Origin of the sequence: Salinisphaera sp. PC39 (genome assembly GCF_040361335.1) — a bacterium.
Lineage (GTDB): Bacteria > Pseudomonadota > Gammaproteobacteria > Nevskiales > Salinisphaeraceae > APNM01.
This window is the reverse complement of sequence record NZ_APNM01000013.1, coordinates 69,615-95,725: the sequence shown is the minus strand read 5'-3', so window position 1 is coordinate 95,725 and position 26,111 is coordinate 69,615. Positions and strand designations below refer to the sequence as shown.

Here is a 26,111-nt window from a genome sequence, read left to right as displayed (position 1 = left end):
CCGATCATGACACACGGCAAGCGATTCCTGCGGTATCTCGCGCCCCTGGTCGCCACGGCCCTGCTCGCCGGTTGTCCGCTGGGCGACGATACCGACGAGCCGCGGGCGGACGAATCCCAGGAGCAGGCCGCCGCGGAGCCGGCCCCGGCCTCCAAGCCGGCGCCGAAACCGGCGCCCGCGCCGGTGTGCGCGGATTGCGGCCGGGTGACCGCCATCGACAAGGTCACGGTCAAGGGCGAGAGCAGCGGTGCCGGCGCCGTCGGCGGCGCCATCGTCGGCGTGGTCGCCGGCAACCAGATCGGCAGCGGCAGCGGCAAGGATATCGCCAAGATCGTCGGCGGCATCGGCGGCGCCATCGCCGGCAACGAGGCCGAGAAGCGGCTGCGTGCCAAGACCTATTACGAGGTCACCGTGGCCATGGAGAGCGGGGGCTCCCAGGTGGTCCAGGTGGCCGACGCCAGCATGCTGTCCGTGGGCGACAAGGTCCGCGTCGAGGGCAACAATCTGGTGCTGCGCTAGCCGGGATCGTCTAGGGCAGGCTCACCGGGGGCGGCGGCGTCCAGCCGTCGGCCCGGTGCTCGGCCACCACCGTGGTGTCGATGCCGCCGCGCACGTAGAACTCCGCCGTCAGGCGCATGAACCGTGGCCGCGTCGCCGTCACCAGGTCGTCCAGGATGCGGTTGGTCACCGCCTCGTGGAATGCGCCTTCGTCCCGGAACGACCAGATATAGAGCTTGAGCGACTTCAGCTCCACGCAGGTCGCCTCCGGCACATAGGCCAGGTGCAGGGTGGCGAAGTCCGGCTGCCCGGTCTTGGGGCACAGGCAGGTGAACTCCGGGATGCGCATGCGGATGGTGTAGTCGCGCCCGGGCTCGGGATTAGGAAATGTCTCCAGGTCTTTGCTCGGCTTGCTGGGCATCGCGTTCGGCTGGGCTATGGCGTCGGGTATCGGTACGCGGAAGGCGGTAGGGTACACTAAGCCCGCAGCCGCCATGAATTCGCGCGAGACAGCGTAACTGCCCGTCGCCGAATAACCATTTGTGATAGACGTATGCGACTTTACAAGTATCTCAGCAGGTCTGGGCTGTCTCGCGCTGTCGTGGCCCTGACTTGCCCTGTCCGCCTGAGGCGAGGAGCAGGGTTCCAGGCGCAGCCGGGATGCGACCGCCGGCGGGCGGACCATCGCCTTCTGCCGCCATCGGGCGGAATCGCCCCGCCGAGGGTCGCACCCCACCACTGCGTGGCGGGGCCCCGCTCCGCCTCTCGGGGCGATGCGCCCGGCTTGGGCTTCACTCAAGCCGTAGTACCAGCTACGGCTTTCGCTCCAGCCCGGCGCCGGCTCGTGCTGCGGCCGGCGTCAGATGCCACGACCTTCATAGCGGCTGCGTGCTTCGGCTTTTCCGGTTAATGATTTTCGAATGCGGCTGAGCGCCATCAAACTCGCCGGCTTCAAGTCCTTCGTCGATCCCACGACGCTGCGGCTGACCAGCAACCTCACCGGGATCGTGGGGCCCAACGGCTGCGGCAAGTCCAACGTGATCGACGCGGTCCGCTGGGTCACCGGCGAGTCCAGCGCCAAGCAATTGCGCGGCGAGGCCCTGGAGGACGTGATCTTCAACGGCTCCAAGGCCCGCAAGCCGGTGGGGCGGGCCGCGATCGAGCTGCTCTTCGACAACAGCGACGGCAAGCTGGGCGGCCAGTACGCGGCCTTCGCCGAGATCGCCGTGCGCCGCGAGCTCAGCCGCGACGGCGGTTCCCAGTACTACATCAACGGCTCCCGTTGCCGGCGCCGCGACGTGGTGGACCTGTTCCTGGGCACCGGCCTGGGCGGGCGCAGCAATTACGCGGTGATCGAGCAGGGGGCGGTCAACCGGCTGATCGAGGCCAAGCCCGAGGACATGCGCCAGGTGCTGGAGGAGGCCGCCGGTATCTCCAAGTACAAGGAACGCCGGCGCGAGACCGAGAACCGCATCCGACACACGCGCGAGAACCTGGATCGGGTCAGCGATCTCATCGCCGAGGTCGCGCAGCGGCTGGCGCAACTCAAGCGCCAGGCCGCCAACGCCGAGAAGTACAAGCAGTACAAGGCCGAGGAGCGTCGCCTGCGCGCCGAGCTGCTGGCCCTGCGCTGGCGCGGTCTGCATGCCGAGGCCGAAAAGCACCGCGAGACCTTGGAGGCCCGCAAGCACGATCTGGAGACGGCCCGCGGCCGGGTCCGCGAGATCGGGGGCGAGGCCGAGCGCCGGCGCGGCGAGCAGCAGACCGCCGGCGAGGAATGCCAGCGGCTGCAGGCCGATTTCTACGCCGCCGAGGCCGAGGTCGCCCGGGTCGAGCAGGCCCTGGCGCACGCCCGCGAATTGCGACAGGTGCGGGAGACCGAGCATGCCGACCTGGAGCGTCAGCTCGCGGAACTGGACGAGCGTGACCGGGCCGAGGCGCGGTCGGCGGAAGAACTTCGCGAGGCCATCGAGACCCGGACCCGGGAGCTGGCCGAGGCCGAGCGCGAGGCCGAGAGCGCGGGAGAACGCCTGGCGCAGGCGGAGTCCGCGGCGCGCGAGGGCGAGCGCGAGTGGGAATCCCTCAACGAGGACGACAACCCGGTGCAGCGGGCGCAGGCCGAGCGCGCCAGCCTGGAACACCTCGAGGCCGAGCTGGCCGATATCGGCGAGCGGCTGGACAAGCGGCTCGGCGAGCGTCAGCGCCTGGATGCGGACGCGCCGCAACGGGCCCTGGCCGAGACCGAGGACGCCCTGTCCCGGCTGAACGCCGAGCTGGCCGGCCTGCAGTCCGACCACGAGGCGGTCGCCGCCGAGGCGCAGCGGCTACGCGACGAACGCGCCCGGCAGGATGCGACGCTGCACGAGGTCCGGCAGGCGCTGGCCAACGCCCGGGGGCGGTTGAGTTCTCTCGAAGCCCTGCAGCAGGCGGCCCTGCGCGAGGACGACGACAGCGTACAGGGTTGGCTCGCCGAACAGGATTGGACCGACGCCGCCGGCGTCGCCCACTCGGTGCGCGTGGCCGAGGGCTGGGAGACCGCCGCCGAGACGGCGCTCGGCGGTTTCCTGCGGGCCCTGGCCGTGCCGGGCCTCGCGGATCGCGTGGCCCGGCTGTCGCAATGGCCGGAACAGAGCCTGACCCTGCTCGCCGCGGACGGGGACGACGACGGCCGCGAGCCGCCGCCGGGACCGGGCGGCAGTACCAGTCTGGCGGCGGTGCTGGACGCGCCGCCGGCGCTGCGCCGGGTCGCCCGTCGCATCTTCCTGGTCGAGGACACGTCCGCGGCGCACGCGGCATTGTCCGCCCTGGACGAGGGCCAGATGCTGGTGACCCGCGACGGCGTCTGTTTCGGTCCGGGCTGGGTCCGTACCCCGCGTACCGAGGATGCCGAGCAGGGTGTGCTGCGGCGCGAGCAGGGGATCGACGAGGCGCGCCGCGAGGTGGCCCGTCTGGAGACGGCCGAGCGCGAGGGCGCCGAGACCCTGGCCGATATCCGCCGGCGCCTGGACGAGGCGGAGAGCGCGCGCGGCGATCATGGCTCGCGCCTGGACGACCTGCGGCGGCGGCACGGCGAGCGCCTGGCGGAACGCCAGGGTCTGAGCGTGCGCGCCGAGCAGGTCCAGCGCCGTGGCCGTGAGCTGGACGCCGAGATCGAGGATTTGCGGCAGCGCCGCGACGAGCGCGAGGCGGCGATCGCGGAGGCGCGTCGCCGCCTGGATACGGTGGCGGACGCCGCCCGCGAGTTCGTCCAGCGTCGTCAGGCGATGCAGGAACGGCTGCAGCGGTTGCGCGAGGAGCGCGACAATGCCCGCGCGGCCCGCGAACGCGCCGGCGAGCGGCGGCAGTCGCTGGAGCTGTCTCTGGCGGGCCGGCGCAGCGAGCTGGAGGCCGCCGAGCGCCGGCGCCAGGAATTGACCGAGCGCCGGCGGCGCACGGCCGAGCGTCGCGACACGCTCGGCCGCGAACTCGCGGAGGAACGCGAGACGGAGGCCGGCGACCGGGGCAAGGAGGCCGCCGAGACCCGGCGGGACGAAGCCCGCCGGGCCCTGGATACCGCCCGCGAGCGCCTCGCGGCCGCCGAGACGCGGGTCGAGGAGGTCACCCGTCAGGCCCGCGCCGCGGAAGCCGCGGTGGAGGAGGCCCGCGAGGCCGCGGAGCAGAGCCGTGTCGCCTACGAGACCGCGGCCGTGCGCCGCCAGGGTATCGAGGAGCAGCTCGCCGAGACCGGCCACGCCCCGGCGGCCCTGGTGGCGGAACTGCCCGATGACGCCACACCCGAGGACTGGGAGGGCCGCATCGATGCCCTGGAACGGCGTATCCAGCGCCTGGGCGCGATCAACCTGGCCGCGATCGAGGAGTTCGAGAGCGAGCAGGAGCGCGAGACCTACCTGCAGGAACAGCACACCGACCTCTCGGAGGCCCTGGCGACGCTGGAGCAGGCCATCGCCAAGATCGACCGCGAGACCCGCAGCCGTTTCCGCCATACCTACGAGCGCATCAACGAGCGTTTCGGGGCGCTGTTCCCGGTGCTCTTCGGCGGCGGCGAGGCGCGGCTGGAACTCACCGAGGACGATCTGCTGGCGACCGGTGTCCGGGTGATGGCGCGCCCGCCCGGCAAGCGCAATGCCTCCATCCAGATGCTGTCCGGCGGCGAGAAGGCGATGACCGCGGTGGCGCTGCTGTTCGCGCTGTTCGAACTGAACCCGGCGCCGTTCTGCATGCTCGACGAGATCGACGCGCCGCTGGACGACGCCAACGTGGCTCGCTTCTGCGACCTCGTGCGGCAGATGTCGGAGCACGTCCAGTTCATCGTGATCACGCACAACAAGCTGACCATGGAGCTGGTGCAGCAGTTGCACGGCGTTACCATGCAGGAACCGGGCGTGTCCCGGCTGGTCAGCGTGGATATCGAGCAGGCCCTGGAGATGGCAGGCTAGTACGACCGCGGTTGGTGGCCCGTTGCCGGGTGATCGTGCCCGAGGGCCGATCACGAATCACCAATCACGGATCACGACGCACACAGAGCGAAGCGTATATGTCAGGCATACAGTGGCTGTTGTTGATACTGGTGATCGCCGCGGTGGCCGCCGCCTATTGGTATCTGCGCCGGCAGGGCGGGGACGATCCCTGGCAGGGCCTGGACGAGGAATCCGGCGGCGGCCGGGACGATCGCGGCGAGTCCCTCGGCGGCGATTCCTACATCGTGGGCGTGCGTACCGTCAGCGGTGGCGCATCGTCGTCCGCGGGGGCGGGATCCGACGACGGCGCGGCAAAGCCGGCGCCGGACCAGGACCGCCGCGCCGGGCGGGCCCGGACCGCCGGCGACGACGATTCCTTCTGGCAGGCCTTCCATACCGAACCCGGGGGCAGTGACGACCAGAAGGCCGATTCCGGGGTCGAAGAGGTCCGACCGCAGCGCCCGCCCGCCGGCGAGGAAAGCCTGTTCGTGCTGCATGTGGCCAGCCGCGACGGCAGCTTCCTGGACGGTCCCGACATCCACAGGGCCTTGCAGGACCAGAAGCTGAAGTTCGGGCTCCACGACATCTATCACCGCATCACCGAGGTCAACGGCGTGCCCGAGTCGGTCTATTCGGTGGCCAACATGCTCAAGCCCGGTTTCCTGGACCCGGTGGAGCAGGATCACCTGCGCACGCCCGGCCTGGCGATTTTCCTGGTGCTGCCGGGGCCGATCGAGGGCACCCGCGCCATGCGCGACATGCTGGATACCGCCCGCGCGCTGGCCGAGGATCTCGGCGGCGAGGTGCTGGACGACAAGCGCAGCCTGCTGACCAACCAGACCGCGCAGTACATGCTCGATCAGGTCGCGGAACTGGACCGGCGGCAGCGGGTCCGGGCCGGACGCTGACGCCCGGATGAGCGCGGGCAAGAACCCGGCCGCGCGCGCGGCGGAATTGCGCGAGGCCCTGCAGGAGCATAACTACCGCTACTACGTGCTCGACGAGCCGGTGATATCGGATGCCGAGTACGACCGCCTCTTCCGCGAGCTCCAGGACCTGGAGGCCGAGCGGCCCGAACTGGCCACCGACGACTCGCCGACCCGCAAGGTGGGGGCGCCGCCGGCGGATGCGTTCGAGAGCGTCGCCCACCGGGTGCCCATGCTGTCGTTGGAGAACTGTTTCGACGACGACGAGTTGGCGGAATTCGACCGGCGGGTACGCGAGGGGCTCGGCACGGACGCGGTGACCTATGCCGCCGAGCCCAAGCTGGACGGCGTCGCCGTCAACCTCACCTTCCGCGACGGGGTGCTGGAACGCGGCGCCACCCGCGGCGACGGCGTCAACGGCGAGGCCATCACCGCCAACGTCCGGACCATCCGCAACCTGCCGCTGCGCCTGCGCGCCGACGACCCGCCCGCCCTGATCGAGGTCCGCGGCGAGGTGCTGATCCCGCTCGCGGATTTCGCCGCCCTCAACCGGGACCTGGAGGCGGCCGGCGAGAAGACCTTCGTCAATCCGCGCAACGCCGCCGCCGGCAGCCTGCGCCAGCTCGACTCCCGCGTCACCGCCCGGCGGCCGCTGTTCCTGTACGTCTACGGGGTCGGTATCGCCGAGGGGATCGACCTGCCGCGCTCACACCTCGCGGTGATGGATCGGCTGCGCGCATGGGGCCTGCCGGTCAACGAGCACATGCGCCGCGTCGAGGGGCTGGCCGGTTGCCGGGATTATTACCGGGACATGCTGGAACGGCGCGATGCCCTGGGTTACGAGATCGACGGCTGCGTCTACAAGGTGGACGACGAGACCCAGCGCGAAGAACTGGGTTTCGTGGCCCGGGCCCCGCGCTGGGCGATCGCCCACAAGTTCCCGGCCGAGGAGGCGACCACGACGTTGCGCGAGGTCGAGTTCCAGGTCGGCCGCACGGGAGCGCTGACCCCGGTCGCGCGGCTGGAGCCGGTGTTCGTCGGCGGCGTGACCGTGTCCAACGCCACCCTGCACAACATGGACGAGATCGAGCGCAAGGACGTGCGCATCGGCGATACCGTGGTGGTGCGCCGTGCCGGGGACGTCATCCCCGAGATCGTGCGCGCGCTGCCCGAGAAGCGGCCGCGCAACGCGCGCCGGATCGAGTTGCCGGTGACCTGCCCGGTATGCGGCTCGGAGGTCGAACGCCCCGAGGGCGAGGCGGTGGCCCGGTGCTCGGGCGGCCTGGTCTGCGCCGCGCAGCGCAAGGAAGCCCTCAAGCATTTCGTCTCGCGGCGGGCGCTGGATATCGAAGGTCTGGGGCAGCGCCAGATCGAGCAGTTCGTGGACGAGGGTCTGCTGACGTCACCGGTCGACATCTTCCGCCTGGCGGATCACCGAGAAGCACTGGTCGAGCGCGAGGGGTTCGGGGAGAAATCGGTCGCGAACCTGCTCGATTCGATCGAGCGCAGCAAGCGCACGACCCTCGACCGTTTCCTGTTCGCCCTGGGCATCCGGGAGGTCGGCGACACCATGGCGCGGGACCTGGCGCTGCACTTCCGCGGCCTCGAGCCGTTGGCGGAGGCCGCGCGCGAGTACGCGCGGGAGCGGGCCGCGGCGCGGGCGGAGGAGGACAAGCCGGCGGCGATCGACAAGCGGCTCGCCGGCCTCGAGCTGCGCCGCGTGCCGAACGTCGGCCCGCGCGTGGCCGGCCAGATCGCGGATTTCCTCACCGAATCGCACAACCTCGAGGTCATTCGATCGCTGCGGGAGATCGGCGTCGCGTGGGACAGTCCCGGCGGCGACGGCGACCATCCCCAGCCGCTCTCCGGCAAGACCTTCGTGCTCACGGGCACGCTGCCGGACTGGAGTCGCGACGAGGCCAAGACCCGTATCGAGGCCGCCGGCGGCCGGGTCACGTCCAGCGTCTCGCGCAAGACCGATTACGTGGTGGCCGGCGAGAGCCCCGGCTCCAAGCGGGACAAGGCCGAACGGCTGAAAGTACCGGTGATCGACCAGGCCGAGCTTGAGGCCCTGCTGGCCGGCGATTAGTCTGTTGCCCTCGCACCCGATCCCGGAGACCCCGATGATGCCATCCCGGCGCGCCCATGGATGCCGTTCCGCCACAGCGGTAGCGCTGATGGCATGCCTGCTCCTGGCGGGCATGCAGGCGGCCGTGGCGCAGTCGCCGGGGTTCCGGCTGGAGACCGTGGCCGACGGTTTCGCCAATCCCTGGGGGTTGGCCTTCCTGCCCGGTGGCGATTACCTGGTGACCGAGCGTCGCGGCCGTCTCAGCCGGGTCCACGCGGACGGCGATCGAATCTGCGGCGTCTACGGCGTGCCCGAGGTGGCCGCGATCAATCAGGGCGGCCTCCTGGACGTGGCCCTGCATCCGGCGTTCGCCGACAATGGTTGGGTCTACCTGAGCTATGCCGTGGCCGGGGAGGGCGGCTATGCCACCCGCGTCGCCCGCGGCCGGCTGGTGGATCACACGCTTGAGGATCTCGAGGTCCTGATCACGGCGGCGCCCTTCGTCGAGGGCGGCCGCCATTTCGGTTCCCGCCTGCTGTTCCACGAGGGTTATCTGTTCGTCACCACCGGCGACCGCGGGCAAAAGGACAACGCTCAGGACCTGGGCAAGCTGCACGGCAAGGTGCTGCGCCTCAATCCGGACGGCTCGATTCCCGCCGACAATCCCTTCGTCGACGATCCCGGCGCCCACGACGCCATCTACAGTTACGGCCACCGCAACGCGCAAGGCATCGCCGTGCATCCCGGGACCGGCCGTATCTGGTTGCATGAGCACGGACCGCTGGGGGGCGACGAGATCAATGTCCTGGAGGCCGGCGCCAATTACGGCTGGCCGGAGACCACGTACGGCCGCGCCTACTCCGGCGAGCGCTTCGCGCCCGAACCGCCCGTGGCGGGCTATGTCTCGCCGATCCACCACTGGACACCGTCGATCGCGCCGTCGGGCATGACGTTCTATACCGGCGATGTCTTCCCGGCGTGGCGAGGCGATCTTTTCGTCGGCGCGCTGCGCATGACCCATCTGGCGCGGCTGACGCTGGACGGCCGGAAGGTGGTATCCGAGCAGCGCCTCCTGGACGACGCGGGCATGCGCATCCGCGACGTGCGCCAGGGGCCGGACGGCTATCTTTATTTACTCGTCGACGCCGGCAAGGCCCCGCTGTTGCGGCTGGCACCGGAAAACTGAGGAGGCAACGAATGGCGCGAACCTGGCTGCAGGTCACGACCGGCGAAGTCCAGTCCAAGGCCGACGATGCCGAACGTCTGCGCGAGCGGCACGAGCGTATCGCCGCCCAGGCCGAGGCCCGGCTGGAAGAGACCGTGCGTCCGGCCATGGAGGCCGCCGCGCGCGATGCCGGCGGTCGTTATCGCGAGGCCGACGGCGGCGAGGCCCTGTGCCGGCTGTGCACGGTCGAGACCGAGACCGGCGCCGTGGAGGCCGCGTTCGACGGTTTCCGGCCGCTGTTGTTGCTGGCGGGGCCGGCGGGAGAGCGCGAAGTCCGGCGTCTGGACGACGTGACGCGCGACTGGCTGGACGACTGGCTGCGCCGGACCCTCGCCTAGCCGCGGCCGGGGATGCCGGCGCCTACTCCTCGGGCGCCAGGGCCCGGATGGAGACCGCGTGGATATCGGTCTGCATCATGTTGCCCAGCGCCTCGTAGACCAGGCGGTGGCGTTCGATCATCGACTTGCCGGCGAAGGCCGGGCTGCGCACCCGCACGGCGAAATGGCCCAGGCCGCTGCGCGCGCCCGGATGCCCGATGTGCTTGTGGCTCTCGTCGGCGACCGTGATCTCGTCCGTGTCGAGACCCTCGCGCAATCTCTCGCGGATGCGTTCCACACGCTGCGCCGTCATGGCAACACCTTCTTGAACGGCTTGACCACGACCTCGCGATAGACGCCCGCCTCGACATAGGGGTCGGCGTCCGCCCAGGCCCGCGCCGCGGTCAGATCCTCGAACGCCGCCACCACCAGGCTGCCCTCGAAGCCGGCCTCGCCCGGATCCTCGGCATCCACCGCCGGGTACGGGCCCGCCAGCACCAGGCGTCCGGCATCGCGCAGCGCATCCAGTCGGGCGAGATGGGCCTGACGCGCGGCGGACCGGAGCGGGCCGGAATTCGCGACGTCGAAGCCGATGATCGCGTACAGCATCATTCCTCCTGCTCCTTGAGATACGGCGACAGGTACAGACCCTGGCCGATCACGAACAGCAGCGTCAGGGCCAGCGTGCCGAACAGCTTGAAGTTGACCCAGGCGGTCTCGCTGAAGTTGAAGGCGATAATCAGGTTGAGCGCCGCGCATAGCACGAAAAAGCCCACCCACAGCCAACTCACGTTGCGCCAGACCCGGTCCGGCAGCACGAGCTGGGCGGCGAGCACACGCTGGATCACGGGGCGTTCGCCGATGAAGTGGCTGCCGCCGAGCACCGCGGCGAACAGCAGGTAGAGCACGGTCGGTTTGACCTTGATGAACATCGGATCGTGCACGGCCAGGGTCATGCCGCCGAACACCAATGCCAGGGCGGCGGTGGCCAAGTGCATGCGGTGCCACTCGCCGTAGGCGACGCGGTGAAAAGCCACCAGCAGCACCAGCGCCGCCATCAGCACGCCGGTGGCGACATAGATGTCGTACACGAAATAGGCGCCGCCGAAGGCGATCAGCGGCAGGTAATCGATCAGCGCTTTCATGCGCGGCATTGTACCTCCGTGGCCCGGGTCGGCGTCACGCGCTCGGCAATGCGACAATGCCCCTCCGCGCGGCCCCGGCCGTCACGATTGCGCGCACGCCGATGGAATACCTGAAGATACATCCGGAGAATCCCCAGCCCCGCCTCGTGGCACGCGTGGCCGAACGGCTGCGCGAGGGCGCCGTGATCGCCTATCCCACGGATTCGTCCTATGCCCTGGGCTGCGCCATCGGCGACAAGGCCGCGATCGAGCGCATCCACCGGCTGCGCGGCTTCGGCCGCGAGCATTACTTCACCCTGATCTGCCGCGACCTGTCCGAGATCGCGAGCTACGCCAAGGTGGAGAACGCCAATTTCCGGCTGCTCAAGGCGGCCACGCCCGGACCCTATACCTTCGTGCTGCCGGCCACCCGCCAGGTGCCGCGCTGGCTCTGGCATCCCAAGCGCAAGACCATCGGCATCCGCGTGCCCGCGCATCGCACGGCGCAGGCGATCGCCGAGGCACTGGACGAGCCCGTGATGTCGGTGACCCTGCTGCTGCCCGGCGACGACCTGCCCCTGTCCGACCCGATGGACGTGGAGGAACGCATCGGCAAGGAAGTGGACGTGATCGTCGACAGCGGCCCCTGTCACGTCGACCCCACCACGGTGCTGGACCTGACCGGGGCCGTGCCCAAGGTGCTGCGCGAGGGCCGCGGGCCGCTCGATGCTATTGGTTTGTGATTGGTCGGATGAGTATTCCCGTCTCTTCGACCAATCACCAATCACCGATCACGGACCCGTATAATGCCGCCTGATCCCCAGCAGGCAGAACCGAGTCCATCGTGAACGAGACCGCGCGCAAGCCCGTCGTCCTGTCCGGCATCCAGCCGTCGGGGCGGCTGACCATCGGCAACTACATCGGCGCCCTCAAGAACTGGGTGGCCATGCAGGACACGCACGATTGTCTGTTCACCCTGGTCGACCTGCACGCGATCACCGTGCGCCAGGAGCCCGAGGTCCTGCGCGAACGCTGCCGCGAATTCCTGTGCCTGTACCTGGCCTGCGGCCTCGATCCCGAGCGCGCGACACTGTTCGTGCAGTCGCACGTGCCCGCGCACACCCAGCTCGCCTGGCTGCTCAACTGCCACACGTCCATGGGCGAGCTCAACCGCATGACCCAGTTCAAGGACAAGGCCAGGCGGCACGCGGACAATATCAACGCCGGCCTGTTCGGATACCCGGTGCTGATGGCGGCCGACATCCTGCTCTACCAGACCGACGCGGTGCCGGTGGGCGAGGACCAGAAACAGCACCTGGAGCTGGCCCGGAACCTGGCCCAGCGCGTGAACGCGCGCTACGACACCGAACTGTTCAAGGTGCCCGAGCCGTTCATCCCGGAGGTGGGCGCGCGCATCATGAGCCTGGGTGATCCGACCGCCAAGATGTCCAAGTCCGACGACGCCGAGGGCAATTACGTGGCCCTGCTGGACGAGCCCAAGCGGGTGGTCAAGAAGATCAAGCGGGCGGTCACCGACTCCGGCTCGGAGGTGCGTTTCGATCCGGCGGACAAGCCCGGCGTCTCCAACCTGCTGTCGATCTTCTCCGCGGTCACGGGCGAAAACATCGCCGACCTGGAGGCGCGTTACGGCGACGGCGGCTACGGCCGTCTCAAGGGTGATCTCGCCGACGCCGTGGTGGCCTTCCTGGAGCCGATCCAGGCCCGCTACCGCGAGCTGCGGGAAGACACCGGGCGGCTGGACGCGATCCTGGCCGACGGCGCGGCGGCCGCCGCCGAGCGCGCCGCGCCCACGCTGGAGCGGGCCTTCGCCGCCACCGGCTTCCTGCCGCGGGGATGAGCGCCGCCGGCGCAGACACGGACCGCCTAGCGGGCTATCCTGGCCCCTAGATACCCTACCCACGCGCATCCCCCGTCCATGGAAGCACCCGCCGGCAACGACGCCGTACTCGACGAGGTCCTGGTCGCCGGCCGGCCGTTGGAGAAGTTGCCGGACGACCTCTATATCCCGCCGGATGCGCTGCGGGTCATCCTGGAGGCGTTCGAGGGGCCGCTGGACCTGCTGCTCTACCTGATCCGGCGCCAGAACCTGGACATCCTCGACATCCCGGTGCACCGCATCGCCGAGCAGTACATGGGCTACATCGATCTGATGCAGGAGCTGGAGATCGAGCTGGCCGGCGAATACCTGCTGATGGCGGCCATGCTGGCCGAGATCAAGTCGCGCATGCTGCTACCGCGGCCGGCGCCGGAGGAAGAGGAGGGCGAGGATCCGCGCGCCGAGTTGGTCCGGCGCCTGCAGGAATACGAGCGTTTCAAGAGCGCCGGCGAGGCGCTGGACGAGTTGCCCCGTGTCGGCCGCGACATCGCCCCGGTGCAATTGCCGCCCGTGCGCTTCGATGTCGACGTGCCACAGCCGGTGCCCGAGCTGGCGGAACTGCTGGCGGCCTTCCGCGACGTGATGCAGCGGGCCGAGCTGTTCAGCCACCACCACGTGCAACGCGAGCCGCTGTCGGTGCGCGAGCGTATGAGCGGCATCCTGCAGCGGCTGCACGGCGGCCGTCGGGTGCCCTTCACCGAGCTGATCGACCCCGCCGAGGGGCGGCTCGGCGTGGTGGTGGGCTTCCTCGCCATCCTGGAACTGGTGCGCGGCGCCCTGGTGGAGCTGTGGCAGGATGCCCCCTTCGCGCCGCTGCAGGTGGCGGTGGCCGGCGCCCGCGGCGACCGGGCGGGGGAGAACGACGTGATCGAGGACGCGGACTATGACTGAAACCGAGGTACCCGAAACCCTGGTCCGCTGCGTGGAGGCGTTGCTGATGGCCGCCGACGGCCCGCTGTCGCTGTCGCAGCTCGAGACGCTGCTGGCCGACGATGCCGGCACCCCCGACCGCAAGGCCCTGCGCACGGCCCTGGGCGCCCTGGCGCGGGCCTACGAGGGCAGCGCCGTGGCCCTGTCCGAGGTCGCCGGCGGTTGGCGCTTCCAGGTTCGGGAGGATTACGCGGGGCTGGTGGGCAAGCTCTGGGAAGAGCGGCCGCCGCGGCTGTCGCGGGCGCTGCTCGAGACCCTGGCGCTGATCTGCTACCGCCAGCCCATCTCGCGCGGCGAGATCGAGGACGTTCGCGGCGTGTCGTTGTCGTCCTCGATCATCAAGACCCTCCAGGAACGGGAATGGATCAAGGTGGTCGGTTACCGCGAGGTGCCGGGGCGCCCGGCGCTTTTCGGCACCACCCGGCAGTTGCTGGACGACCTCAACCTGAAGCGCCTGGAGGATCTGCCGGCGCTGCCCGAGCTGCGCGATCTCGACGACCTGGACGCCGCCGCGGCGAGCCTCCAGGGCGAGACGCCGGAGCGGGAAGACGGCGGGGACGATACGACGACCCCGCCGCCGAGCCCGCCCGCCAGCGACGCCGTGCACTGAGAGACCGAATGGCCGAACGACTGCACAAACTGCTGGCCCAGGCCGGCTACGGCTCGCGACGCGAGATCGAGCGCTGGATCGCCGACGGGCGGGTGAAGGTCAACGACCGCGTCGCCCGGGTCGGCGACACCGCCGGCCCCGGCGACCGGGTGGAGATCGACGGCCGGCCGGTGAACCCGGCGCGCGGGCAGCGCGTGCCTTGCCGGGTGCTGGCGTACAAGAAGCATGTCGACCAGGTGGTCACCCGGCGCGATCCGGAAGGCCGGCCCACCGTGTTCCGGCGCCTGCCGCGCCTCAAGGGCGGACGCTGGCTGGCGGTGGGCCGGCTGGACGTGAACACCTCGGGTCTGCTGCTGCTGACCACCGACGGCGAGCTCAAGCGGCGCCTGGAGCATCCCAGCTACGAGCTGGAGCGCGAGTACGCCGTCCGGGTCCACGGCCCCGTGGACGAGGCCATGCTGGCGCGCCTGCAGGAAGGCGTCGAGCTGGAGGACGGCCCGGCCCGCTTCGAACGCATCGCGGCCGAGGCCGACGCCCGGGGCAGCAACCGCTGGTTCCATGTCGTGGTGCGCCAGGGCCGCAACCGCGTGGTACGCCGGCTCTGGGACTCGCAAGGGGTGACCGTAAGCCGGCTGATCCGGGTGCGCTTCGGGCCGGTGGCCCTGCCCACCGGGGTCAAGGCCGGCGGCTGGCGCGAGCTGGACAAGGCCGAGGTGCGCGCCCTGGCGGCGCAGGTCGGCCTGAAGCGTTGACGGGGCTAACCACAGAGGCACAGAGGACACAGAGATTCAAGAATCGAGGTTGCAAGAATATAGATCACATAAGTCTTCTTGCTGTTCTTTTCCGCTCTGTGCTCTCTGTGACTCTGTGGTTCCAATCCGATGAAGCTTTCGATCGATCCTGAACGGCTGCGGGCGGTGTTCGACGGCCTGTACGCCATGCACGGCCCCGCCGGCTGGTGGCCGGCCGAGACCCGTTTCGAGATCCTGATCGGCGCCGTGCTCACCCAGAACACGGCCTGGAGCAACGTCGAGAAGGCCCTGGCCGGCCTGCGCGAATGCGGTTGGCTGGCGCCGGAGACGATCCTGGATGCGCCCGAGGCCGAGCTGGCGGCCGCCATCCGGCCGTCCGGGTACTTCAACATCAAGGCCCGGCGCCTGCGCAACCTCTGCCGCTGGTTCCTGGAGGCCGGCGGCTTCCCGGCCCTGGAGCGGCTGGATACGGGATCCCTGAGAGAGGCGCTGCTGTCGGTCAACGGCGTGGGCCGCGAGACCGCCGACGATATCCTGGTGTATGCCTTCGAGCGGCCGGTGTTCGTGGTGGACGCCTACACCTGGCGCATCTTCGAGCGCCTGGGATTGATCGCGGAGCGCGCCGGCTACGAGGCCCTGCGCGCCGGCGTCGAGGCCGCGGCGCCGGGTGCCGATGCCGATTTCTTCAACGAACTGCACGCCCTGCTGGTGATCCACGGCAATCGCCTTTGTCGGCCCAAGCCGCTGTGTGGGGCCTGCACGCTACGTGACACTTGTCCCGCCGCCTCTTGACTAACCACAGAGGCGCACGGAGGCACACAGAGGGAAGAATATTGTGGTTGTCATGCCCGACCGGGCGGTAGCGATCGGAGGTCTCGAGGAGACGCACAGGGACGACTGTTTCCCGTTTGCCGGATCGGCGCTCGCGCGCCGTCCGGCATGACATCAAAAACCTCTGTGCGCCTCTGAGCGCCTCTGTGTTTTCTTAGTCCCGGGTAGTCAGGTCATCAGGTCCGACGATGCGGCCGTGGAAGTCGCGGCCGTCCGGGCCCAGCAGGCGCACGCAGGCGGCGGCGGCCGCCTCGGGCGGCGTCGATTCCGGATCGCCGCCGGGGAAGGCGCGCCGGCGCAGGGCGGTGTCCAGGGGGCCGGGGTCGAGGGCGTGCACCCGCAGGCCGTCGCCGGATTCCGCCGCGAGCATGGCGCTGAGCGTTTCGATACCGGCCTTGGCCGCGCCGTATGCGCCCCAGAATGCCGCGCCGCTCGCGGCCTGGCGGTCCGCGGCGAACACCACGGCGGCGTCCGGCGCCGCCTGCAGCAGCGGCAGGCAGGCGCGGGTGACGGCGAAGGGCGCGGTCAGGGTGGCGTGCAGGGTGCGCTGCCACTCCTCCAGGGTGAAGCTGGCCAGCGGCCTGAGACCGCCGAAGGCGGCGGCCAGGTGGGCGATGCCGTCAAGGCGGCCGAAGTCCGTTTCAATGCCTTCCGCCAGACGTTCGTAGTCGGCTTCGGCGGCCCCGCCGAAGTCGATCGGGAACAAGGCCGGCTCGGGGCCGCCGTCGGCGACCACGGTGTCGTAGGTCGTTTCCAGGCGGCCCTGGTCGCGGCCGCACAGGATCAGCTCGGCGCCCGCCGCCGCGGCGGCGCGGGCCACGGCGCCGCCCAGTCCGCCACCGGCGCCGGTCAACAGGATCACGCGTCCCGCCAGGAAATCGTTCGTCGCCATCGTCGGGTGTCTCCTACCGGTCCGCCGTCACGGGGCCGAGGCCGGCGGCTTCCGCGATGGCCATGGCCAGCTCCGCGGCGTCGTGGATCAGGACGTCGGCGCCCCAGGTCTCGGCGGCGTCGTCGGCCTCGATATAGCCGTAGGCCGCGGCCACGGTGCGCATGCCCGCGGCACGGCCGGCGGCGATATCCCGGGCCGAGTCGCCGACGTAGACACAGTCGGCGGGTGCGACACCGCCGCGCTCGCAGGCCAGCAGAAGCGGCGCCGGGTGCGGCTTGGGATGCGCCGCCGAGTCGCCGCCGATCACGCACACGGGCGGCGGCTCGAAGACCATCGCTTCCATCAACGGCACCGCCAGCGACTCGAACTTGTTGGTGACCACGCCCCAGGCCCAGCCGTCGGCGGCGAGCGCCGCGAGCGCCTCGCGCATACCGGGGAAGGGTTGGGTCGCTTCGGTCAGCCGGCTCCGGTACAGGCTGACGAAGCGATCGCGCAGGGTTTCGTAGTCCGGGTGGCCGGGCTCGATATCCATGCCGCCGCGCAGCATGCCGCGGGCGCCCCAGGAACACAGCGGGCGCAGGTCGGTGATCGGCAGGGGCGACAGGCCGTGCTCGCCGCGCAGGGCGTTGACCGCGCCGGCCAGGTCGGGGGCGGTGTCCAGGAGGGTGCCGTCGAGGTCCAGCAGGACCGCGCGGGTCTCAGGGCTTGCGGGCATAGACGAAGTAGTTCACGTCCGGGCGCGCGGTAAGGCGCGCCGTGTGCAGGAAGGGGTTGTAATGCATGCCGGTGATCTCGCGCACATCCAGGCGCGAGGCGCGCGCCCAGGCGGCCAGTTCCGAGGGCCGGATCAGCTTGGCGTAGTCGTGGGTGCCCTGGGGCAGCAGGCCGAGCACGTACTCGGCGCCGGCGATGGCCAGCAGCCAGGCCTTGGGGCTGCGGTTGATGGTGGAGAAGAAGGCCGCGCCGCCGGGTCGCAGCAGGCGCGCGCAGTCGTCCACGATCACCTGCGGTTCCGGCACGTGCTCCAGCATCTCCATGCAGGTGACGATGTCGAACTCGCCGGCATGATCGTTGGCGTAGTCGCGGGTGCTCACGCACTCGTAATCGACGGCGACGCCGGTCTCCGCGGCGTGCGCGCGTCCGGCCGCGATCAGGTCCTCGGCCAGATCGATGCCGGTGACCTCGGCCCCGGCCGCGGCCATCGCCTCGGAGAGCAGGCCGGCGCCGCAGCCGACGTCGAGCACGCGCGCGCCCTGCAGGGATTCGCGGGTATCCACGAAATCCAGCCGCAGCGGATTGATGTCGTGCAGCGGCCGCATCTCGCCCTCGGGGTCCCACCAGCGCTCGGCGAGCCGGGCGAACTTGGACAGCTCGTCGGTGTAGGCGTTGTTGTCGCTCATTTGAGTAACCACAGAGACACAGAGGGCACAGAGTGACTGACCACAAAGGTGCAAAGAACACGGAATATTACTAATTTCCTCTCCAGTCCTTCCTGCATTATGCGAACTCCTGGCATGGCTGCCGCGCCGCGGCGATAGCGGCTGATCCGCTTGCCCCCGCGACGTGATGCCGGGGCCTTTTCATGTCCTTTGTACTGTCAATCGTTTTTCTCTCTGTGTTCTCTGTGCCTCTGTGGTTCATGTTGCTTGCAGCCGCTCGCGCCACTCGTCGGTGCGCGCCAGCGTGGTGTCCAGGTCGATGGTGGTCAGCTCGCGCTCGCGCAGTAGGCGCCGGCCGGCGACCCAGGTGTCGGTGACCTGGCCGCGGTCGGCGCTGTAGACGATCTGGGCGATGGGGTCGTAGACCGGCCGGGTCTCGACGCGGTCGAGATCGATGGCGCAGAGGTCGGCCCACTTGCCCGGCTCCAGCGTGCCGATCTCGTCGCCGAGGCCCAGCGCGGCGGCGCCGCCCGCGGTGGCCATGTGCAGGACCGAGGCGGCGGGCAGGGCGTCGGCGGCGTCCGCGGTGAGCTTGCCCAGCAGGGCCGCGCTGCGCATTTCGCCGATCATGTCCAGGTCGTTGTTGCTGGCGGCGCCGTCGGTGCCCAGGGCGAGATTCACGCCGGCCGCCCGCAGCGCCGCGACCGGGCAGGCGCCGCTGGCCAGCTTCATGTTCGACTCGGGGCAGTGCAGGACATGCACGCCGGCGGTGGCGCAGGCCTCGATCTCGGCCTCGGTGAGCTGGGTCATGTGCACCGCCAGCAGACCGGGGTTGAGCAGGCCCAGCTCGTCCAGGCGTGCGAGCGGCCGCTTGCCGGTGGCCTTTTCGGACTCGGCAACCTCGAAGGCGGTCTCGTGCACGTGCATGTGCACCCGCAGGTCCAGCTCGTCCGCGTACATCCGCATCTTGCCCAGCGGACCGTCGGAGACGGTGTAGGGCGCGTGCGGGGCGAACATGCTGGAGACCAGCGGATGGCCCTTGTATTTGTCGTGGACCGCGAAGCCCTTGTCCAGGTATTCCTGGGGGCCCTCCGCCCAGGCCGTGGGGAAGTCGATCAGGATCAGGCCCACGCTGGCCCGGATACCCGCCGCCACGGCCGTCTCGGCGACCGCGCCCGGGAAGAAGTACATGTCGTTGAAGCAGGTGGTGCCGCCGCGCAGCATCTCCGCCACGGCCAGCTCGGTGCCGTGGGCGACGAACTCGCTGGAGACGAACCGGGCCTCTACCGGCCAGATATGGCCTTCCAGCCATTCCATCAGCGGCAGGTCGTCGGCGAGACCGCGCATCAGGCTCATGGCGGCATGGGTGTGGGCGTTGACGAAGCCCGGCAGCAGGGCGTGACCCGGCAACTCGACGGTCTCGCGCGCGTCGAACTCGCGGCAGGCCTGCGCGGCCGGCAGCACGGCCACGATGCGGCCGCCGTCCACGGCGATGGCGTGGTCGGTCAGAACGCCGTCGGCCGGTGCCATCGGCAGTAGCCAGCGGGGGAAAATCAGGGTGTCCACGTCGCTCATGCGCGCTATTCCGTCCTGCGGCGCAACAGGCCGCGCACTATAGCAGACGGGCCCGGCGCAGGGGCCTTCCGCGGCGTCGAGCTGTGTTAATATTGACCGCTTTATGTGGCGCGTCCCGCGCGTCCCGCGTCCGGCCGGTATCCGGCGGCGCGCGGATGGCCGCGGCGCGTTTCCCGCCCAGTGCGGCCGCCCGGTGGCGGTCGCCGGATGTGCAAGCAGGAATCTATGGCCGAGGTCGCGAAGGAAATCCTGCCGATCAATCTCGAGGACGAGATGCGGCAGTCGTATCTCGATTACGCCATGAGCGTGATCGTGGGCCGCGCACTGCCCGACGTCCGGGACGGGCTCAAGCCCGTGCACCGCCGCGTGCTCTACGCGATGCGCGAGCTCGGCAACGACTACAACAAGCCGTACAAGAAGTCGGCCCGCGTGGTCGGCGACGTGATCGGTAAGTACCACCCGCACGGCGACTCGGCGGTGTACGACACCATCGTGCGCATGGCGCAGTCGTTCTCGATGCGCTACGTGCTGGTGGACGGCCAGGGCAACTTCGGCTCGGTGGACGGCGACGCCCCGGCGGCGATGCGCTACACCGAGGTGCGCATGGCGCGCCTGGCGCACGAGATCCTGGCCGATATCGACAAGGACACGGTCGACTACATCCCCAACTACGACGAATCGGAGTGGGAGCCGACCGTCCTGCCCACCAAGCTGCCGAACCTGCTGGTCAACGGCGGCACCGGCATCGCCGTGGGCATGGCCACCAACATCCCGCCCCACAACCTGGGCGAGGTGATCGACGCCTGCGTGGGTCTGATCGACGACGAGACCCTGTCGGTCGAGGACCTGATGGCGCACATACCGGGCCCGGATTTCCCGACCGCGGGCACCATCAACGGTGCCGCCGGCATCCGCGAGGCCTACCGCACTGGCCGCGGCCGCGTGTACATCCGCGCCCGCGCCGAGATCGAGGACATCGACGACCGCGGCAAACAGGCGATCGTGGTCAGCGAGCTGCCGTACCAGGTCAACAAGGCGCGGCTGCTGGAGAAGATCGGCGAGCTGGTCAAGCAGAAGCGCCTGGAGGGCATCACCGAACTGCGCGACGAGTCCGACAAGGACGGCATGCGCATGGTGATCGAGCTGCGACGCGGCGAGACGCCCGAGGTGATCCTCAACAACCTCTACCGACACACCCAGATGCAGGTGGTGTTCGGCATCAACATGGTCGCCCTGGATGGCGGCCAGCCGCGCACCCTCAACCTCAAGCAGTTGCTGGAGGCGTTCCTGCGCCATCGGCGCGAGGTGGTCACCCGGCGCACCAACTACGAACTCGCCAAGGCCCGGGCCCGGGCCCATGTCCTGGAGGGCCTGACCGTCGCCCTGGCGAACATCGACGAGGTGATCGCCCTGATCAAGGCTTCCGACGGGCCGGCGGACGCCAAGGCGGCACTCGTGGCCCGCAGCTGGCCGCCGGGGCAGGTCACCGACATGCTGGAGCGCGCTGGCGCCGAGGCCTCCAAGCCGATGGACCTGCCGCGCGGTTTCGGGCTCACGGACAAGGGTTACAGGCTCACCGAGACCCAGGCCCAGGCGATCCTGGACCTGCGCCTGCACCGCCTCACCGGCCTGGAGCAGGGCAAGATCGTCGAGGAATTCGAGCAGCTCCTGGAGCGCATCGCCGACTATATCCATATCCTGTCGAGCGATGCCCGCTTGTTCGAGGTCATCCGCAACGAGCTGCTGGAGATCAAGAGCAACTTCGGCGACGAGCGGCGCACCGAGATCCTGGACGATCACCTCGATCTCACCACCGAGGACCTGATCACGCCCGAGGACGTGGTGGTCACGCTCACCCACGAGGGCTACATCAAGTCGCAGCCGCTGGACGCCTATCGCGCCCAGCGCCGCGGCGGCCGCGGCAAGTCGGCCACCGCGACCAAGGAGGACGATTTCATCGACAAGCTGTGGGTGACCCACACCCACGACACGCTGTTGTGCTTCTCCTCCTTCGGCAAGGCCTACTGGCTCAAGGTCTACGAGCTGCCCAGCGCCGGCCGCGGCGCGCGCGGCAAGCCGATCGTGAACCTGCTGCCGCTGGAGCCGGACGAGCGAATCAGCCAGGTGCTGCCGATCAAGGACTTCGATACCGGCCAGAACGTGTTCTTCTCGACCCGCAACGGCACCGTCAAGAAGACGCCGCTGGAGAATTTCTCGCGGCCGCGCAGCAACGGCATCATCGCCATCGATCTGCGCGAGGGCGACGGCCTTGTCGCCGTGGATCTCACCGAGGGCGATTCCGAGATCATGCTGTTCTCGGACGCCGGCAAGGTGATCCGCTTCGCCGAGGGCGACGTGCGCTCCATGGGCCGGGTCGCGGCCGGCGTGCGCGGCATCCGGCTGCGCGACGGCGAGGCCGTCATCGGCCTGATCGTGGTGCGCGAGGGGCATGTGCTCACCGTCACCGAGCGCGGTTACGGCAAGCGCACCCCGATCGATGACTATCCGCTGCGCGGCCGCGGCGGCCAGGGCGTGCTCGCCACCAAGCGCAGCGAGCGGACCGGCGCCGTGGTCGGCGCCACCCAGGTGTGCGAGGACGACGAGATCATGCTGATCTCCAACACCGGCACCCTGATCCGCACGGCCGTGAACGAGGTCTCGATCATGGGCCGCAACACCCAGGGCGTGCGCATCATCCGTCTCGCCGACGAGCAGAAGCTGGTGGGCGTGGACCGGATCGCGGCGGACGAGGATGACGACGGCGACGAGGCGGAGGCTTAGCGATGCCCGTGCCGGCCGTGGTGCCGGGATGTCGGCGTCGCGGCCGGGAAGGGAGCCGTCGCCGGGACGGGGATTGTCCCGAAACTTGAAACTCGAACCCCGAAACTGAGGCCGTCCGGGACGGCCGAGCGTTTCAAACTTCAAACTTGGAGACACAGGAGCCACATGGCACGCGTCTACAATTTCAGTGCAGGTCCGGCCACGCTGCCGGAGGAAGTACTCGAGCAGGTCCGCGACGATCTGCTGGACTGGCGGGGCACGGGCATGTCCGTGATGGAGATGAGCCATCGCGGCAAGGCCTTCGTTTCCATCGCCGAGCAGGCCGAGGCGGACCTGCGCGAGCTGCTGGCGGTGCCGGACGACTACGAGGTCCTGTTCCTGCAGGGCGGCGCGGCCGGCCAGTTCGCCGGCGTCCCGCTCAATATCCTGGGCGACAAGGCCGCGGCCGACTACGTGGTCACCGGCAACTGGGGCAAGAAGGCGCGCAAGGAAGCGGGCAAGTACTGCGACGTGCGCACCGCCGCCGCCACCGAGGATCAGGGCTTCACGGACCTGCCGCCGCAGTCCGCCTGGGATCTGTCGGCGAACGCCGGCTATGTCCACTACACCTCGAACGAGACCATCCAGGGCGTGGAGTTCGACTGGACGCCGGACAGCGGCGATGTGCCGCTGGTGTCCGACATGTCCTCCAACTTCCTGTCGAAGCCCGTGGACGTGGCCGCGCACGGGGTGATCTACGCCGGCGCCCAGAAGAACGTGGGCCCGGCGGGCGTCACCGTCGTGATCGTGCGCAAGGACCTGCTGGGCCGCGCGCGCGCCGATACGCCCATGGTGCTCGACTACCAGGCCCAGGCCGAGGCCGACTCCATGCTCAACACGCCGCCGTGCTTCGCCTGGTACGTGGCCGGCCTGACCTTCCAGTGGCTCAAGCGCCAGGGCGGCCTGGAGGCGATCGCCGAGCGCAACGCCCGCAAGGCGGAGAAGCTCTACGGCTTCATCGACGGCTCGGATTTCTACAGCAATCCGGTCGCGCCCGGCGCGCGCTCGCGCATGAACGTGCCGTTCCTGCTGGCCGACGACAATCTGAACGCCACCTTCCTCGAAGAGGCGGACAAGGCCGGGCTGTCGACCCTCAAGGGGCACCGCTCGGTCGGCGGCATGCGCGCCAGCATCTACAACGCCATGCCGGAGGCCGGCGTGGACGCGCTGATCGACTTCATGCGCGACTTCGAGCGAAGAAATGGCTAACCACAGAGGCACAGAGGCCACAGAGGGAAGTAATATCATCAAGCACTGAGACACGAAGTATCTCTTGCTCCTTCCCGATGTGTCCTTGTGTGCGTCTTCGTGGTTTTACGTTCTTAAACGCGGTGTCTCCGTGACTCTGTGGTTTTAACCTGAAAAGGCTCTTATGACGTTCAAGATCCAGACGCTGAACAACATCTCTCCCGTCGGGCTCGACCGCTTCCCGCGCGAGTCCTACGAGGTGGCCTCCGAGATCGGCCACCCCGACGCGATCATGGTGCGCTCGGCGGACATGCACAGCATGGACATCCCCGACTCGGTGAAGGCCATCGGCCGCGCCGGCGCCGGCGTCAACAACATCCCCGTGGACGCCATGAGCGACCGCGGCGTGCCCGTGTTCAACGCCCCCGGCGCCAACGCCAACGCGGTGAAGGAGCTGGTGCTGGCCGGGCTGTTCCTGGCCGCGCGCAACATCGTCCAGGCCTGGGACTACGTGCGACAGCTCGACGGCGACGACGCCTCGCTGCACAAGGAGGTCGAGGCCGGCAAGAAACAGTACAAGGGCATCGAACTGCCCGGGCGCTCCCTGGGCGTGATCGGCCTGGGCGCGATCGGCGTGAACGTCGCCAACGCCGCCCACGACCTGGGCATGTCGGTCCGGGGCTTCGATCCGGCGATCAGCGTGCTCAACGCCTGGCGCCTGAACGCGGGGGTCTCCGAGGCGGTGTCCGTGGACGACCTGCTATCCAAGTCCGAGTTCGTGTCCCTGCACGTGCCGCTGGTCGACGACACCCGCGGCCTGATCGACGCCAAGCGCCTCAAGCTGATGCGCAAGGGGGCCGTGCTGCTCAACTTCTCGCGCGACGCCATCGTCGACGAGCAGGCGGTGATCGAGGCGCTCGACGAGGGCCGGCTCCGCTACTACGTCTGCGATTTCCCGACCGCCGCGATCAAGGACCATCCCAAGGTGATCGCGCTGCCGCACCTGGGCGCCTCCACCGACGAGGCCGAGGACAACTGCGCCGTGATGGTCGCGGACCAGCTTCGCGAGTACCTGGAGATCGGCAACATCCGCAACTCGGTGAATTTCCCCGAGGCGATCATGCCGCCGACGGAGGGTGCCTTCCGCATCTGCGTGGTCAACGCCAACGTGCCCAACATGGTGGGCCAGATCTCCTCGGCGCTGGCGCGGCACGAGCTCAACATCGCGGACCTGCTGAACAAGTCCCGCAAGGGCGTGGCCTACACCCTGGTGGACGTGGACTCCGAGGTGCCGGAATCGGTGCTGGACGAGATCCGGGGCATCGAGGGCGTGCTCTCGGTACGCTACCTCAACGCCGACGGCGACAACGCCTAGGCCCGTCCGAGGCGGAAGCCCATGTCCGACGACCGTCTCGCCGCCGCCCGCGCCCGCATCGACGCGCTCGACGAGCAGCTCCAGAAGCTGATCTCGGAGCGCGCCGGGATCGCGCGCGAGATCGCCGAGATCAAGGCGGCGGTCGACGGCGGCGAGGGCAACTGCTACCGGCCGGCGCGCGAGGCCGAGGTCCTGCGCGCCGTGGCCGAGCGCAACCACGGACCGCTGTCGGACGAGACCGTGACGCGCCTGATGCGCGAGATCATGTCCGCCTGCCTGGCCCTGGAATCGCCGCTCAAGGTGGCCTATCTCGGCCCCGAGGGCACCTACACCCAGGCCGCGGTCTACAAGCACTTCGGCCATTCGGTGGAGGCGGTGGCGATGAGCGCCATCGACGAGATCTTCCGCGAGGTCGAGGCCGGCAACGCCGACTACGGCGTGGTGCCGGTGGAGAACTCCACCGAGGGCGTGGTCAGCCACACCCTGGACCAGCTCGTGGGCAGTCCGCTGTCGATCGTGGGCGAGGTGGCCCTGGCGGTGCATCACCACCTGCTGTCCAACGCGCCGTCCCTGGAGCGGGTGCGGCGGGTGGTGGCGCACGCCCAGTCCCTGGCCCAGTGCCGCAAGTGGCTCGACGCGAAGATGCCCAACGTGGTGCGCGAGGCGGTCGCCAGCAACGGCGAGGCCGCGCGCATGGTCCGCCACGAGAGCGAGTCGGCGGCGATCGCCGGACGCGCGGCCTCCGAGCTCTACGAGCTGCCGATCCTGGCCGCGAACATCGAGGACGAGCCCAACAACACGACCCGGTTCCTGGTGCTGGGGGATCAGCCGGTGCCGGCCACGGGACAGGACATGACCTCGGTGCTGGTGTCCATCCACAACCGGCCCGGCATGCTGCACCGCCTGCTGACCCCGGCGGCGGAGGCGGGCGTCGACCTGTCCCGGATCGAATCGCGGCCGTCGCGCCGCCAGCCCTGGGACTACAACTTCTTCATCGACCTGGAAGGGCACGTCGAGGACGCCGCCGTGCGTCAGGTCATCGACCGCATCGAGGCCGAGGCGGCCTATCTCAAGATCCTCGGCGCCTACCCGAAGGCTGTTCTCTAAAGATAATGAACCACAGAGTCACAGAGGCACAGAGAGCGAGCTCGAGTGGCCATGAAGAAGGGGGAGCGCGGGGCGTTATCCGGTGTCGCTCTTGATCAGTCTCTTTGCTTTTTGCTTCTTGAATCCTCTGTGACTCTGTG

At 69.5% G+C, this 26,111-nt stretch carries 24 protein-coding genes; 16 read left to right on the top strand and 8 right to left on the bottom strand.

From position 1 onward, the window contains the following. Positions 1–6 precede the first annotated feature (6 nt). Positions 7–519 carry an outer membrane lipoprotein gene (locus tag PC39_RS12965; RefSeq protein WP_353253815.1) on the top strand — a complete coding sequence of 171 codons (513 nt, stop codon included), beginning with the start codon at positions 7–9 and terminating at the stop codon, positions 517–519. A 10-nt stretch (positions 520–529) separates the two neighbouring features. Here the strand turns inward: PC39_RS12965 and queF are convergent, their stop codons facing one another. Beyond that, positions 530–919 carry a preQ(1) synthase gene (gene queF / locus PC39_RS12960; protein ID WP_353253814.1) on the bottom strand — a complete coding sequence of 130 codons (390 nt, stop codon included), beginning with the start codon at positions 917–919 and terminating at the stop codon, positions 530–532. Between the two features lie 499 nt (positions 920–1,418). Here queF and smc point away from each other — a divergent pair, with 499 nt between their 5' ends. The 5 genes from smc (at position 1,419) to PC39_RS12935 (ending at position 9,512) form a co-directional block, all read left to right on the top strand. Next, the gene (smc, locus tag PC39_RS12955) at positions 1,419–4,934 is read left to right on the top strand and encodes a chromosome segregation protein SMC (protein ID WP_353253813.1); all 3,516 of its coding nucleotides are present in this window, start codon (positions 1,419–1,421) and stop codon (positions 4,932–4,934) included. Positions 4,935–5,032: 98 nt separating this feature from the next. Beyond that, on the top strand, positions 5,033–5,863 hold the full coding sequence (gene zipA, locus PC39_RS12950) for a cell division protein ZipA (protein ID WP_353253812.1): 831 nt from the start codon (positions 5,033–5,035) through the stop codon (positions 5,861–5,863). Positions 5,864–5,870: 7 nt separating this feature from the next. Next, positions 5,871–7,970 carry an NAD-dependent DNA ligase LigA gene (gene ligA / locus PC39_RS12945; protein WP_353253811.1) on the top strand — a complete coding sequence of 700 codons (2,100 nt, stop codon included), beginning with the start codon at positions 5,871–5,873 and terminating at the stop codon, positions 7,968–7,970. Between the two features lie 88 nt (positions 7,971–8,058). Further along, positions 8,059–9,135: a PQQ-dependent sugar dehydrogenase gene (locus tag PC39_RS12940; RefSeq protein ID WP_353253810.1), complete on the top strand. Its 1,077-nt coding sequence runs from the start codon at positions 8,059–8,061 to the stop codon at positions 9,133–9,135. Positions 9,136–9,146: 11 nt separating this feature from the next. Further along, positions 9,147–9,512 carry a hypothetical protein gene (locus PC39_RS12935; protein WP_353253809.1) on the top strand — a complete coding sequence of 122 codons (366 nt, stop codon included), beginning with the start codon at positions 9,147–9,149 and terminating at the stop codon, positions 9,510–9,512. A gap of 22 nt (positions 9,513–9,534) precedes the next feature. On the opposite strand, the gene PC39_RS12930 is transcribed toward PC39_RS12935, so the two are convergent. The 3 genes from PC39_RS12930 to PC39_RS12920 are packed head-to-tail and all read right to left on the bottom strand — an operon-like array spanning position 9,535 to position 10,645. Then, positions 9,535–9,804 carry a BolA family protein gene (locus tag PC39_RS12930; RefSeq protein ID WP_353253808.1) on the bottom strand — a complete coding sequence of 90 codons (270 nt, stop codon included), beginning with the start codon at positions 9,802–9,804 and terminating at the stop codon, positions 9,535–9,537. Continuing rightward, entirely contained in the window at positions 9,801–10,100 is a 300-nt protein-coding gene (locus PC39_RS12925; protein ID WP_353253830.1) for a YciI family protein, read from the bottom strand. Before PC39_RS12925 ends, PC39_RS12930 begins: the two co-directional genes overlap by 4 nt. Further along, a complete protein-coding gene (locus PC39_RS12920; protein WP_353253807.1) occupies positions 10,100–10,645 on the bottom strand; it encodes a septation protein A in 546 nt (181 codons plus the stop codon). The genes PC39_RS12925 and PC39_RS12920 overlap by 1 nt, the downstream gene beginning before the upstream one ends. Positions 10,646–10,737: 92 nt before the next feature. Between PC39_RS12920 and PC39_RS12915 the strand changes: the two genes are divergently transcribed. The 6 genes from PC39_RS12915 to PC39_RS12890 all read left to right on the top strand — a co-directional run bounded on the left by PC39_RS12915 (position 10,738) and on the right by PC39_RS12890 (position 15,596). Then, the gene (locus PC39_RS12915) at positions 10,738–11,358 is read left to right on the top strand and encodes an L-threonylcarbamoyladenylate synthase (protein ID WP_353253806.1); all 621 of its coding nucleotides are present in this window, start codon (positions 10,738–10,740) and stop codon (positions 11,356–11,358) included. 101 nt (positions 11,359–11,459) lie between these two features. Continuing rightward, on the top strand, positions 11,460–12,473 hold the full coding sequence (gene trpS, locus PC39_RS12910; protein WP_353253805.1) for a tryptophan--tRNA ligase: 1,014 nt from the start codon (positions 11,460–11,462) through the stop codon (positions 12,471–12,473). Positions 12,474–12,551: 78 nt separating this feature from the next. Continuing rightward, positions 12,552–13,403 carry a segregation and condensation protein A gene (locus PC39_RS12905; protein WP_353253804.1) on the top strand — a complete coding sequence of 284 codons (852 nt, stop codon included), beginning with the start codon at positions 12,552–12,554 and terminating at the stop codon, positions 13,401–13,403. Next, positions 13,396–14,052: an SMC-Scp complex subunit ScpB gene (gene scpB / locus PC39_RS12900; RefSeq protein ID WP_353253803.1), complete on the top strand. Its 657-nt coding sequence runs from the start codon at positions 13,396–13,398 to the stop codon at positions 14,050–14,052. Before PC39_RS12905 ends, scpB begins: the two co-directional genes overlap by 8 nt. Before the next feature lie 8 nt (positions 14,053–14,060). Beyond that, complete coding sequence (gene rluB / locus PC39_RS12895; protein WP_353253802.1) at positions 14,061–14,804, top strand: 23S rRNA pseudouridine(2605) synthase RluB; 744 nt, start codon at positions 14,061–14,063, stop codon at positions 14,802–14,804. 129 nt (positions 14,805–14,933) lie between these two features. Beyond that, on the top strand, positions 14,934–15,596 hold the full coding sequence (locus PC39_RS12890) for an endonuclease III domain-containing protein (RefSeq protein WP_502950883.1): 663 nt from the start codon (positions 14,934–14,936) through the stop codon (positions 15,594–15,596). A 193-nt stretch (positions 15,597–15,789) separates the two neighbouring features. Here PC39_RS12890 and PC39_RS12885 read toward each other — a convergent pair whose 3' ends face one another. The 4 genes from PC39_RS12885 to PC39_RS12870 all read right to left on the bottom strand — a co-directional run bounded on the left by PC39_RS12885 (position 15,790) and on the right by PC39_RS12870 (position 19,481). After that, positions 15,790–16,527, bottom strand: a complete 738-nt coding sequence (locus PC39_RS12885; protein WP_353253801.1) for an SDR family NAD(P)-dependent oxidoreductase — start codon at positions 16,525–16,527, stop codon at positions 15,790–15,792. A 13-nt stretch (positions 16,528–16,540) separates the two neighbouring features. Continuing rightward, positions 16,541–17,242: an HAD family hydrolase gene (locus tag PC39_RS12880; protein WP_353253800.1), complete on the bottom strand. Its 702-nt coding sequence runs from the start codon at positions 17,240–17,242 to the stop codon at positions 16,541–16,543. Beyond that, complete coding sequence (gene ubiG, locus PC39_RS12875) at positions 17,226–17,927, bottom strand: bifunctional 2-polyprenyl-6-hydroxyphenol methylase/3-demethylubiquinol 3-O-methyltransferase UbiG (protein ID WP_353253799.1); 702 nt, start codon at positions 17,925–17,927, stop codon at positions 17,226–17,228. The genes PC39_RS12880 and ubiG overlap by 17 nt, the downstream gene beginning before the upstream one ends. A 237-nt stretch (positions 17,928–18,164) precedes the next feature. After that, positions 18,165–19,481, bottom strand: coding sequence for a TRZ/ATZ family hydrolase (locus tag PC39_RS12870; protein ID WP_353253798.1), 1,317 nt, complete (start codon positions 19,479–19,481; stop codon positions 18,165–18,167). Positions 19,482–19,706: 225 nt separating this feature from the next. On the opposite strand from PC39_RS12870, the gene gyrA reads away from it, so the two are divergent. The 4 genes from gyrA to pheA all read left to right on the top strand — a co-directional run bounded on the left by gyrA (position 19,707) and on the right by pheA (position 25,971). Then, positions 19,707–22,262: a DNA gyrase subunit A gene (gene gyrA, locus PC39_RS12865; RefSeq protein ID WP_353253797.1), complete on the top strand. Its 2,556-nt coding sequence runs from the start codon at positions 19,707–19,709 to the stop codon at positions 22,260–22,262. A 165-nt stretch (positions 22,263–22,427) separates the two neighbouring features. Then, on the top strand, positions 22,428–23,510 hold the full coding sequence (gene serC / locus PC39_RS12860; protein ID WP_353253796.1) for a 3-phosphoserine/phosphohydroxythreonine transaminase: 1,083 nt from the start codon (positions 22,428–22,430) through the stop codon (positions 23,508–23,510). 163 nt (positions 23,511–23,673) lie between these two features. Next, complete coding sequence (locus tag PC39_RS12855) at positions 23,674–24,864, top strand: phosphoglycerate dehydrogenase (RefSeq protein WP_353253795.1); 1,191 nt, start codon at positions 23,674–23,676, stop codon at positions 24,862–24,864. A 21-nt stretch (positions 24,865–24,885) separates the two neighbouring features. Then, positions 24,886–25,971: a prephenate dehydratase gene (gene pheA / locus PC39_RS12850; protein ID WP_353253794.1), complete on the top strand. Its 1,086-nt coding sequence runs from the start codon at positions 24,886–24,888 to the stop codon at positions 25,969–25,971. Positions 25,972–26,111: the final 140 nt, after the last annotated feature.